This is a genomic window from Achromobacter spanius (assembly GCF_002966795.1).
Taxonomy (GTDB): domain Bacteria; phylum Pseudomonadota; class Gammaproteobacteria; order Burkholderiales; family Burkholderiaceae_B; genus Achromobacter; species Achromobacter spanius_D.
On sequence record NZ_CP023270.1, the window covers coordinates 4,678,426 to 4,689,725 of the forward strand.

At 62.9% G+C, this 11,300-nt stretch carries 10 protein-coding genes and 1 tRNA gene; 2 read left to right on the plus strand and 9 right to left on the minus strand.

Going from position 1 to position 11,300, the window contains the following annotated elements:
• Positions 1 to 50: 50 nt before the first annotated feature.
• Positions 51 to 1,133 (minus strand): flavodoxin family protein, encoded by a 1,083-nt coding sequence (locus CLM73_RS21205; RefSeq protein WP_105240117.1) that lies wholly within the window; start codon positions 1,131 to 1,133, stop codon positions 51 to 53.
• A 156-nt stretch (positions 1,134 to 1,289) separates the two neighbouring features.
• Between CLM73_RS21205 and CLM73_RS21210 the strand changes: the two genes are divergently transcribed.
• Entirely contained in the window at positions 1,290 to 1,556 is a 267-nt protein-coding gene (locus CLM73_RS21210; protein ID WP_105240118.1) for a hypothetical protein, read from the plus strand.
• A 91-nt stretch (positions 1,557 to 1,647) separates the two neighbouring features.
• On the opposite strand, the gene CLM73_RS21215 is transcribed toward CLM73_RS21210, so the two are convergent.
• The 7 genes from CLM73_RS21215 to ppk1 form a co-directional block, all read right to left on the minus strand.
• A complete protein-coding gene (locus tag CLM73_RS21215; protein WP_234015706.1) occupies positions 1,648 to 2,181 on the minus strand; it encodes a hypothetical protein in 534 nt (177 codons plus the stop codon).
• Positions 2,182 to 2,292: 111 nt separating this feature from the next.
• A tRNA-Pro gene (locus CLM73_RS21220) sits at positions 2,293 to 2,369 on the minus strand.
• A 46-nt stretch (positions 2,370 to 2,415) separates the two neighbouring features.
• Complete coding sequence (gene pstB, locus CLM73_RS21225; RefSeq protein WP_105240119.1) at positions 2,416 to 3,192, minus strand: phosphate ABC transporter ATP-binding protein PstB; 777 nt, start codon at positions 3,190 to 3,192, stop codon at positions 2,416 to 2,418.
• 49 nt (positions 3,193 to 3,241) lie between these two features.
• A complete protein-coding gene (pstA, locus tag CLM73_RS21230) occupies positions 3,242 to 4,096 on the minus strand; it encodes a phosphate ABC transporter permease PstA (protein ID WP_082579045.1) in 855 nt (284 codons plus the stop codon).
• A gap of 23 nt (positions 4,097 to 4,119) precedes the next feature.
• Positions 4,120 to 5,136, minus strand: coding sequence for a phosphate ABC transporter permease subunit PstC (gene pstC, locus CLM73_RS21235; protein ID WP_056570719.1), 1,017 nt, complete (start codon positions 5,134 to 5,136; stop codon positions 4,120 to 4,122).
• Between the two features lie 100 nt (positions 5,137 to 5,236).
• Positions 5,237 to 6,277 (minus strand): phosphate ABC transporter substrate-binding protein PstS, encoded by a 1,041-nt coding sequence (gene pstS, locus CLM73_RS21240; protein ID WP_056570720.1) that lies wholly within the window; start codon positions 6,275 to 6,277, stop codon positions 5,237 to 5,239.
• Between the two features lie 227 nt (positions 6,278 to 6,504).
• A complete protein-coding gene (gene ppk1, locus CLM73_RS21245) occupies positions 6,505 to 8,580 on the minus strand; it encodes a polyphosphate kinase 1 (protein WP_105240120.1) in 2,076 nt (691 codons plus the stop codon).
• Positions 8,581 to 8,799: 219 nt separating this feature from the next.
• Here ppk1 and ppx point away from each other — a divergent pair, with 219 nt between their 5' ends.
• Positions 8,800 to 10,287, plus strand: a complete 1,488-nt coding sequence (gene ppx, locus CLM73_RS21250; RefSeq protein WP_105240121.1) for an exopolyphosphatase — start codon at positions 8,800 to 8,802, stop codon at positions 10,285 to 10,287.
• A gap of 154 nt (positions 10,288 to 10,441) precedes the next feature.
• On the opposite strand, the gene CLM73_RS21255 is transcribed toward ppx, so the two are convergent.
• A complete protein-coding gene (locus CLM73_RS21255) occupies positions 10,442 to 11,248 on the minus strand; it encodes a GNAT family N-acetyltransferase (RefSeq protein WP_105240122.1) in 807 nt (268 codons plus the stop codon).
• Between the last annotated feature and the right edge of the window lie 52 nt (positions 11,249 to 11,300).

Genomic DNA, 11,300 nt, shown 5'->3' on the forward strand with positions numbered 1-11,300 from the left:
TTGATCGCCCGGCGGCGGTTTCAGTGTCGGATGGATCTCGCCCGCAGCGCTTACTTCGGCCGCGGTGACGGCAACCCCTGATCCACGGCGGGCCACTCCCCCGCCCGCAGGCGCGGCAGGCACATGACCATCGCCTTCGCCACATTGCGCACCTCTTCCTGCACCGCCGTGTCCTCATCCAGCTCCGCATGACTCGTGGCATACGGCTTGTAATAGCCAATGTAGCGATCCAGCTTCGACGACGCCCCCGCATCCACCAACCCCATCCATTCGAGCCAGTCGCACAGCGCGCGCCGCTGCCCCTCGATTCCCGCCACGTCGCCATGGACCATGACGCCATAGGCGCGGCCCGCCAGGTGCTTCGGAAACGGCCACCCGTCCATCTCGATCTGCTTGGCCTTCATCGCATCCTTGCCCGAGGTCGTCGTCGGATCGGGGTTGCCCCCGTCCGCACAGACCAGCCGGTCGATCATCAGTTTCAGGACGCTGGGCGACTGATACCAATACGTGGGCGCCAGCAGGATCACGCCGTGCGCCGACACCCATTGCTCGTAGATGTCGTTCATCGCATCGTTGTCCTGCGCGAGCGAATGATTCGGATAGCAGCTACAGGGCCAATGGCAAAGCGGCATCGCGGTGGACACGCAGCCTTTGCAGGGATGGATGAGGTACTGGTATTCCGACGTCAACCGGCTAAGGTCCAGCATGTCTGCCTGCACCCCGGCCGACTCCAGTTCATCGCGCACGATCTCCGACAGGCGCCACGTCTTTGCGACCTCGCCAGGACAGGTCCCGTCATTGCGCGCCGCGCCGTTGATCACCAGGACGCGCGAGCGCGTTTCCGGATCGCGCTGCACCGACGCCGCGCGCGCTAGACGATCATGGGCGTCCTTCCATTCAACCGACAGGTCGTAATCGGGATCGGCATAATCTGATCCCGCCTTGACGGTATCGGGCGCCTTGCGTCCGTTTTCGTAGGCGTCCCACGCAATGGCTTCCAGCCGCTCCAGTGCTTCGGCTTCTGCCTTGAATGCGGGGTCGTAGAAGCGGCGCATGAAGCGCACACGGAACGTGTCGCGGGGCAGCTTGCCGGCATATTGTCCGGATCGGACGTCGAGCTTCGGATTGGCCATAGCGGTGACTCCGCATAGATGAGCCTGCCAAGCAGCAACTCTTATGCCCGCTTGCTTGCTGCCATGGCTTGGACCGGGCCGATGACCGCAGGGAAGCGTCGCACCTTTCAAGGGCGCATCGAGTGCAGTAGGATGAACCGACCGACCGGAGAAATCATGCAAACAGCCAAGTGGGACTTTCAGATCACGCAGCCGGAGCAAGACGGCGATGAATGGCGCATCGGCTACACGCTGATCTCACCGATAGCCGGCGTGCCGTCCGAACGCATTGCCATCGACGAGCGGTTTCATTCCGCCCACGGCGCTATCGCCGAGGCGACCCGCCTCGCGCAGATTCATGTTGCCGACTTGAATGGTGAAGCGCCGACGTTCGAACGTCCGAGCGATTCCGAGGTGCCGTTCGACAAGGATCAGCGGTTTTAGGTGGTCCCGCGCGCACGGACAAACGCAGCCACGCGAGCATTTCCCGCGCGGCTGCGAATCGCTATGTTTGTGCGCTCTGCAACGGCGCCGTTCAGCGGGCGGGAGCCGGCGCACTGCTGGCCGGGGTAGCCGGATTCGCCGGAGTGGCTGGCACCTGGATCTCTTTCTTACGCAACACCCCACCGCCCTGCACGCTGCCCTGCACATTCGTGGGCGAGGTCATCTTGGCCACGCAGGTTGCACGCTGCGATTCCGGTAGACGATTGCAGCGCGCCAGCTCGTTCTGCCTGAGCTGCTCAGGGCTCTCCGCAGTCAGGTTCTGACGCTCACGCTCTTGCCGCGCCGCGGCCGCTTCGCGCAGGCACGTTTCCAGCGGCTGGCCAGAGGCGCCACTCTTGCAGGTCGCGACGTCTTGCTGATGCTGCGATTGCGCGGAACTGCTCGTATCGGCCGCGTGGGTCGCGCCTGCAGTCCATGCCAGCCCGGCAAGGCACAGGATCGCGGAAAGTCTCTTCAAGGGCACTTGAACAGCATTCATCTTGTGAACAATATTCATGGTCAGCTCCTTAAAAGAAAAATGAGCCTGGCGAAACGCCAAGCCGCCCTCCCCGGCGATATTTACCATGCAGGCACTCTTGGTAGCAGCAGACGAAGTAACCTTTTGTATCGCACACTTCTGGTGCCGCCAGAAACGAACAAGGGTTTACGCCGCTAAGGCGTAAACCCTTGATTTGTTTGGTCGGGGCGGTGGGATTCGAACTCACGACCCTCTGCTCCCAAAGCAGATGCGCTACCAGGCTGCGCTACGCCCCGAAGGGTGGCAACTATAACAGAAACCAGTGCCTAGCGGCCGCCACGTTCAGCCAAAACGGCCCGTGATGTAGTCCTCGGTTTCCTTGCGCGAAGGCTTCACGAAGATCTGGTCGGTCTGACCGAATTCCATCAGCTCGCCCAGGTACATATACGCCGTGTAATCCGAGCAACGCGCAGCCTGCTGCATATTGTGCGTCACGATCACGACCGTATAGTCGTTCTTCAGTTCGGCGATCAGCTCTTCGATCTTGGCGGTGGAGATGGGATCCAGCGCCGAGCACGGCTCGTCGAGCAGCAGCACTTCCGGCTTGATCGCCACGCCGCGGGCGATGCACAGGCGCTGTTGCTGGCCGCCGGACAGGCTGTTGCCGCTTTGGTGCAGCTTGTCCTTCACTTCGTTCCACAGCGCAGCCTTGCTCAGTGCCCATTCCACGCGTTCGTCCATCTCACCTTTCGACAGGCGCTCGAACAGACGCACGCCGAAGGAGATGTTGTCGTAGATGCTCATGGGGAACGGCGTGGGCTTCTGGAAGACCATGCCGACCTTCGCGCGGATCAGCGAGATGTCGGTCTTGGCCGTCAGCAGGTTTTCGCCGTCCAGCAGGATTTCGCCCTCGGCGCGCTGGCCGGGATACAGCTCGAACATGCGGTTGAACGTGCGCAGCAGCGTCGATTTGCCGCAGCCCGACGGACCGATGAAGGCGGTGACCTTCTTCTCCTGGATCGACATGTTCACGTTGCGAATCGCGTGGAACTTGCCGTAGTAGAAGTTCAGGTTCTTGACCTCGAGCTTGTTCTTGACTGCGGTAGCGGTGTTTTCCATTGGGTTTCCCTTGGCTGCCGGCGCGTCCAGCGCGCCGGCAAAGCGATCTTTACTTGCGGAACAGGTTGCGGGCGATGATGTTGATGCCCAACACCAGCAGCGTGATCAGCGTGGCGCCGGCCCAGGCCAGGTTGTTCCAGTCTTTGAAGGGGCTGGCGGCGTATTGGTAGATGACGACCGGCAGGTTGGCCATCGGGCCGTTCATGTTCAGCGACATGAACTGGTTGGACAGCGCGGTAAACAGCAGCGGCGCGGTTTCGCCCGAGATGCGGGCAATCGCGAGCAGCACGCCGGTGATGATGCCGGACTTGGCGGCGCGGTAGCACACCAGCGTGATCATGCGCCACTTCGGGCAGCCCAGCGCGGCGGTCGCCTCGCGCAGGCTGTTGGGCACCAGCAGCAGCATGTTGTCGGTGGTGCGGACCACGACCGGGATCACCAGGATGGAGAGCGCGATGGCGCCGGCCCAACCCGAGTAATGCCCGACCTGCGCCACATACACGGCATAGATGAACAAGCCGATGATGATGGACGGCGCTGAAAGCAGCACGTCGTTCAGGAAGCGCGTGGCCGGAGCCAGCCAGCCGCGCTGACCGTATTCAGCCAGGTAGGTGCCGGCCAGGATGCCGACCGGCGTGCCGATCAGCGTGCCGACGCCCGCCATCATCACGCTGCCGAGAATGGCGTTGAGCAAGCCCCCCGCCTGGCCCGGCGGCGGCGTGATTTCGGTGAAGAGCGTGTACGACAGCGCGGGCGCGCCCTTCATCAGCAACGTAAGAATGATCCAGAACAGCCAGAACAAGCCGAAGACCAGCGTCGTCATCGACACGGCGAGCATGATGCGATTGACCACGCGGCGCCGGCGATAGATGCCGTTCTGCATGTTGAGTACGGATTCAGCCATGATTTTTCCTTGTGCTCCGGGCGTCAGGTCTTCTTGCCTTCGCCGGCAGACAGGCGAACCAGCAGCGTCTTGGCCAGGGCCAGCACGATGGTCGTGATCAGGAACAGGATCAGGCCCAGTTCCAGCAGCGCCGCCTTCTGGATGCCGCCCGCCTCGTTGAATTCGTTGGCGAGCGCCGAGGCGATGGAGTTGCCGGGCGAGAACAGCGAACCGGACCACTTGAACGCATTACCGATGACGAAGGTCACGGCCATCGTCTCGCCCAGGGCACGGCCCAGGCCGAGCATGATGCCGCCGATGACGCCCGACTTCGTGAAAGGCAGCACCACGCGCCACATCACTTCCCAGGTCGTGCTGCCCAGACCGTAGGCCGATTCCTTGAGCATCGCAGGGACCAGCTCGAACACGTCGCGCATCACGGCCGCGATGAACGGGATGATCATGATGGAGAGGATCAGGCCGGCGGTGAAGATGCCGATGCCGAACGGCGGGCCCGCGAACAGGCCGCCGATGATGGGCACGCTGCCCAGCGTCGCGATCATGAAGGGCTGCACGTACTGCTGGAACACGGGCACGAAGACGAACAGGCCCCACATGCCGTAGATGATGGACGGGATGGCCGCCAGCATTTCGATGGCGGTGCCCAGCGGGCGGCGCAGCCAGGTCGGCGACAGTTCGGTCAGGAAGATGGCGATGCCGAAGGAGACCGGCACGGCGATGATCAGCGCGATCGCGGACGTCAGCAACGTACCGATGATCGGCACGACGGCGCCGTAGTTGGAATTGACCGGATCCCAGTCATTGAGCCACAGGAACGACAGGCCATATTTGGCCAGCGATTCGCGGCTGCCGTAGATGAGGGAGATGAGAATCGCCGCCAGAAGAATGAACACCAGAAAGGCGAACAGGCGGGTCAGATTCTTGAACAGCGCATCCATCAGCGCGTTTTTTGTTTGCTTCATAGGCGAAGGCGTGCCGGTAGTCACGGAATCCGCCACGCTGGGCGGAAGCGGCACACTATTATCCATTACCGCGCTCATGGATGGACTTTCCTTAGGTAACCTGGGGGAACAGCAGAGAGGTCGATTTACAAGCGGCGGCCCCGCCCGCCTTCAGGCGTCGGGGCCGCACAGTACTGATTTACTTCCAGACAGCCTGGCCGTCAGCGGACTTCACTTCGCCCCAGGCGGCGCGGATTTCCTTGGTCACGGCTTCCGGCAGCGGCACGTAGTCCATGGCTTCAGCCGACTTGGCGCCGTTCTTGAACGCCCAGTCGAAGAAGTCCAGCACAGCCTTGCCCTGAACCGGCTTGTCTTGCGACTTGTGGATCAGGATGAAGGTGGCGGCGGTGACGGGCCACGAATCGGCGCCCGGCTCGTCGGTCAGGACCACGCCCATGCCCGGCGCGCTCTTCCAGTCGGCATTGGCGGCCGCGGCAGCGAAAGCCTTTTGCTCGGGCTGGACGAACTTGCCGTCCTTGTTCTGCAGTTGCGTCCAGGCCAGCTTGTTCTGCTTGGCGTAGGCGTATTCGACGTAGCCGATCGAGTTCTTCAGCTGGCCAACGTAGGCGGCGACGCCTTCGTTGCCCTTGCCGCCTTGACCGGTGGGCCACTTGACGGCCTTGCCTTCACCGACTTGCGACTTCCACTCCGGCGACACCTTGGACAGGTAGTTCGTCCAACCGAAGGTGGTGCCCGAGCCGTCCGAACGGTGCACGACGATGATGTCGGCCGAGGGCAGCTTGACGTCGGGGTTCAGCGCCTTGATGGCGGCGTCGTCCCACTTCTTGACCTTGCCCAGGAAGATGTCGGCCAGGAGCTTGCCCGACAGCTTCAGCTTGCCCGGCTCGACGCCGTCGACGTTCACGACGGCGACAGTGCCGCCGATCACGGCGGGGAACTGCAGCAGGCCGTGCTTTTCGAGATCAGCAGCCTTCATCGGATCATCCGAGGCGCCGAAGTCGACCGTCTTTGCAATGATCTGCTGTTGACCGCCGCCCGAACCGATGGACTGGTAGTTGACCGCGTTGTTGGTCGCAGCCTTGTAATCGGACGCCCACTTGGCGTAGATCGGGTACGGGAACGATGCGCCGGCGCCGGTGACGTTGGCGGCCTGGACGGCAAAAACAGCGGCGCTCAGCGCGACGCCCACGGAAACTTGCTTGAAGACACGTTTGAACATCTGGGTTCCTTCTGTGCTCGTTAAAGGAGTCTTGGCAGGCTTTTTAGCTGCCTGTCTTTCAGCGACCTTCGCATCTTAGGCAGGCAACGTGACAAGACCATGACAGTCACAAACTGTTCATGCAGACGTTCGATGCGGCATAAAAACCACGGCCGCCGGGCGGTTGCCGGGCGGCCGTGGATCACAGACAAATTATGGGGACAAACCCCTATTTTTGGTTCCGTCGTTCAGACGCCCAGCTTCTGCATCAAAAACTGATGCAGGTTGTACGGCTCGCGGCGGCTCTTGACGCGCGCGTAATCGCCGCTGGGCTGTTGCTGCCAGGCAAGCTGGTTGTCGCGCAGCGCGTAGGTGAAGGCTTCGTCGATGACGCGCTTCTTGAGCGTCTTGTCGTAGATCGGAAAAGCGATCTCGACGCGGCGGAAGAAGTTGCGATCCATCCAGTCGGCAGACGACAGGTACACCGTCTCCTCGCCTTCGGCGTAGAAGTAGAAGACGCGGGAATGTTCCAGGAAACGCCCCACGATGGACCGCACGCGGATGTTTTCCGACAGCCCCGGCACGCCGGCGCGCAGGGCGCAGACGCCCCGCACGATCAGATCGATCTTCACGCCCGCCTGGCTGGCCTTGTAAAGCTCGGCGATGATCTGCTCTTCCAGGAGCGAATTCATTTTGGCCATGATGCGCGAACGCTTGCCCGCCTTGGCGGCGCGCGCCTCGGCGCGAATCAGCGACACCATGCCTTCGTGCAGCGTGAACGGCGACTGCATCAGCGACTTGAGCGTGCGGCGTGCACCCAGGCCGGTCAGCTGCGCGAACACCTTGTCCATGTCCTCGCACAATTTGGGATCGGCGGTCAGCAACCCGAAGTCCGTATACAGGCGCGCCGTGCGCGGGTGATAGTTGCCGGTGCCCAAGTGGGCATAGCGGCGCAGACGGCCCTTTTCGCGGCGCAGCACAACAGCCATCTTGGCGTGCGTCTTGTGCGCCACCACGCCATACACGACGTGCGCCCCCACTTCTTCCAGCTTGGAGGCCCAGTTGATGTTGGTCTGCTCGTCAAAACGCGCCATCAATTCCACCACCACCGTCACCTCCTTGCCAGCGCGCGCCGCCAGCAGCAGGATCTTCATCAGCTCGGAATCTTCGCCGGTGCGATAGATGGTCTGCTTGATGGCCATCACGTCGGGATCCAGCGCGGCGGCGGTCAGGAAGTCGATGACCGGCTGGAACGACTGGTAGGGATGGTGCAGCAGGCGGTCGCACTCGGCCACCGCCTCGAAGAGTTCGGCGGGCTTGTCGCCGACGCGGTCAAACGGCGCGGGCACGGGCGCGCGGTAGTCGGGAAACAGCAGATCCGGGCGAGCCGCGGAATTGCACAACTGCATCAGGCGCGACAGATTCACCGGACCGGGAACGCGGTAGGTGTCGTCGGCCTTGAGCGAAAACTCGCGCTGCAGGAAGGTTTCAAGTTCGACGGGCGTCAGCTTGTCGATCTCAAGCCGGACGGCGGCGCCGAAGTTGCGTTGCGACAGCTCGCCCTGCAGCGCGTGGCGCAGGTTGGTGACTTCTTCCTCGTCCACGAAGAGGTCGCTGTTGCGCGTGACGCGCCACTGATAGCAGCCCAGCATCTCCAGGCCCGGGAACAGCTCGCCCACGAAGGCGCGCAAGAGCGAGGTCAGCAGAATGTAGCCCTCGGGCTGCCCTGAGAGCTCCTGCGGCATCTTGATCAGGCGCGGCAGCGCGCGGGGCGCCTGGACGATGGCGATGGACGCCTGGCGGCCGAACGCGTCGGCGCCGGCCAGCGACACGATGAAGTTCAGGCTCTTGTTGTAGACCCGCGGAAACGGATGCGCCGGGTCCAGCCCAATGGGCGTCAACAGCGGCATCACGTCGCGGTGGAAGACGTCGCGCGCCCATTCCTGCTGCTCCGCATTCCATTCGGAGGCGTGATGCAGCGCGATGCCCTCTTTGTGCATGGCCGGCAAAATTTCGTCGTTTAGCAGGTTGTACTGGCGGTACACCAGTTCGTGCACTGCCTGCTGGACGCATTCGAATGCCTCGTCCGGCGTCATGCCGTCCGGGCCGACCAAGTTGGGCGACTGGCGCTGCTGCTCTTTCAGGCTGGAGATCCGGATCTCGAAGAACTCGTCCAGGTTGGAACTGACGATACACACATAGCGCAGCCGTTCCAGCAGCGGTGTCTTGGGGTTTTCCGCCATCGCCAGCACACGTTCGTTGAACTTGAGCAGCGACAATTCGCGATTCATGAGCAGAGGCTCGCCTGGCGGACGTGTGGGCATACCGGATTCCATACGAAAAGAGAGCGTGAAGTTTTACTGCAAACAGGTGACGGTTCTATGACAGCGCCCAATCGCTAAGGGTACGTCAAATGCGGGACATATGGCGCACCGGATAAACGCTTCCAAGCCTCTGTTCCGTAAGAAAAAACCCGTATCTGGCGGCGTTGTCACGTGGGGTCCTTATAATCGGTCCACCTCACAGCCAATATTACGAGCCGCATGGATCAACTTCTGGCCGCGGTGGACCTCGGGTCCAACAGCTTTCGCCTCTCCATCGGACGCATCGTTCAGCAGGACGGTACGCCCCAGATCTACCAGATTGACCGCCTCAAGGAAACCGTCCGGCTCGCCGCCGGCCTGGACGCCGAAAAGCGGCTTGGCGACGACGCCATCGAGCGCGCCATCGCCGTCCTGGAACGCTTCGGCGAACGCCTGCGCAGCTTCCACCCCAACCGGGTCCGCGCGGTTGCCACCAACACGTTCCGCGTCGCCCGCAACACGAAAGATTTCCTGCCCCGGGCCGAAGCTGCACTGGGCTTTCCCATCGAAGTCATCGCCGGCCGTGAAGAGGCCCGCCTGATCTTCACGGGCGTGGCCCACACCCTGCCCCCCTCGCCCAACAAGCGCCTGGTCATCGACATCGGCGGCGGTTCCACCGAAGTGATCATCGGCAAGGGCCACGAACCGGGACTGATGTCCTCGCTTTACATGGGCTGCGTCAGCTACAGCCGCCAGTTCTTTTCGGACGGCGTGGTGGACGCGCACCAGATGAAACAGGCCGAGCTGGCCGCCCGCCGCGAAATCGAAGTCATCGCCAAGCAGTACCGCAAGATGGGCTGGAAGGAAGCGTATGGCTCCTCCGGCACCGCCAAGGCGCTGTTTGCCATCCTGACCGAAGGCGGCTACTCCGACCGCGGCATCACACGCGCCGGGCTGACCAAACTGAAGGACCGCCTCATCCGCTCGGGCCGCGTCATCCCGTCCGAGCTCCCCGGCATCAAGATCGAACGCGCCGACGTGCTGCCCGGCGGGCTGGCCATCATGAGCGCGCTGTTCGACGAGCTGGGCATCGACGTCATGCACACCGGCGATGGCGCGCTGCGCCTGGGCGTGTTGTACGACCTGCTGGGCCGTGACGACGAGCACGACAAGCGCGACGAATCGGTACGCCAGTTCGTCAAGCGCTATCACGTGGACGTGAACCAGGCGCGCCGTGTCCGGCACGCCGCGTTCGGCCTGTTCGACACCCTGTTCCCGGAAGGCCAGGAACGCGCCGAGCTTCGGCCCGCGCTGGGCTGGGCAGCAGATCTGCACGAAGTGGGCCTGTCGATTGCCCACAACGCGTATCACAAGCACTCGGCCTACGTGCTGGAAAACGCGGACATGCCCGGCTTTTCGCGCGCGGACCAGCAGCTGCTGGCCTTGCTGGTACTGGGACACCAGGGCAAGCTGGCCAAGGTGGAACCGCTGGTGCGCACGCGTGCGCAATGGAAGGCGATCCTGGCGCTGCGCTTGGCGGTGCTGTTGTTCCGCCGCCGCGGCGAGATCGAGCCCCTGCCGCTGACCGCCTCGGTCCGCGACAATTCCATCGTGGTGCGCGTCAACCGCGATTGGCTGGCCGAACACCCGCTCAGCGACTTCACGCTGCGTGCGGAAGAAGCCGAGTGGAACAAGGTCGGGTTTTCGTTCGAACTGCTGGAGTTCTAAAAACAGCGGGCGGCACGGCCGCCCCGGCTGATCAGAACGGCGACAGATCGGTTTCGCGATCGAGCCGCCTGAGCTCCATGCGCAGCGGCCGGGTTGCCCGCCGTATCAGTCTGATTGTCATTCGGCGGAACAGGCGGCGCATGATGGATGGCGTCTAGCGCTGGGTAGTGATGACGGCCGGCTGATCCAGCCCGAAGTGGCGACGGTAGCGCTCGTCCATGCGCTCCATCTTCAACAGGACCGGGAAGTCGGCAGCATTGAAATCCGGATCCCATGCCGGCTCGCCGCACACTTTGGCGCCCAGCTTCAGGTAACCCTTGATCAGCGGCGGCACGCGCGCCGGCAGCGTGCTATTGAGCTTTTCGACCGGGTAGCGGTGCAGCGGCGTGACACGCGGCTCGTTGCCCTTGGGCATCTGCTTGGCAACCGTGCGCCAGACTTCGGCAGCGGTGACGCCGTCATCGCGCAGGCTCACGCTGGCGCAACCGAGCACGTATTCGTAACCGCCGCGGCGCAGGTACTCCGCCAGCCCCGACCACAGCAGCATGATTACCGCGCCGCCGCGGTAATCGGCGTGCGTGCAGGAGCGGCCGACTTCGACGACTTCGTCGCGGATGGCGCCCAGGCCCGACAGGTCGAATTCCGACTGCGAGTAGTAGCCGCCGGCTTCGCGCGCCTTTTCGGGCGTCAGGATCCGATACGTGCCGACGACGCGGTCCGTGTCGAGTTCGCGGACCATCAGGTGCTCACAGAATGGATCGAAGCGATCTTGCTCGATGCCATCTTGCGCGTCCGGGAAGACGACACCCATGTCTTCGGTGAAGACTTCATAGCGCAGGCGCTGAATCTGCTCTATTTCTTCGGCGGTACGCGCGAGGCCGACAGCCAGGACCTTCGGGGCGGAGCCCGTCCAGGGTTCTGCGGTACTGCGGCTCGGGTTGATGCGTGCTAATTCCAGCATTACGCGAAGCTCCTAGAGAGTCCAGCCAGTGTGGACGCCCTGTATGTCAATA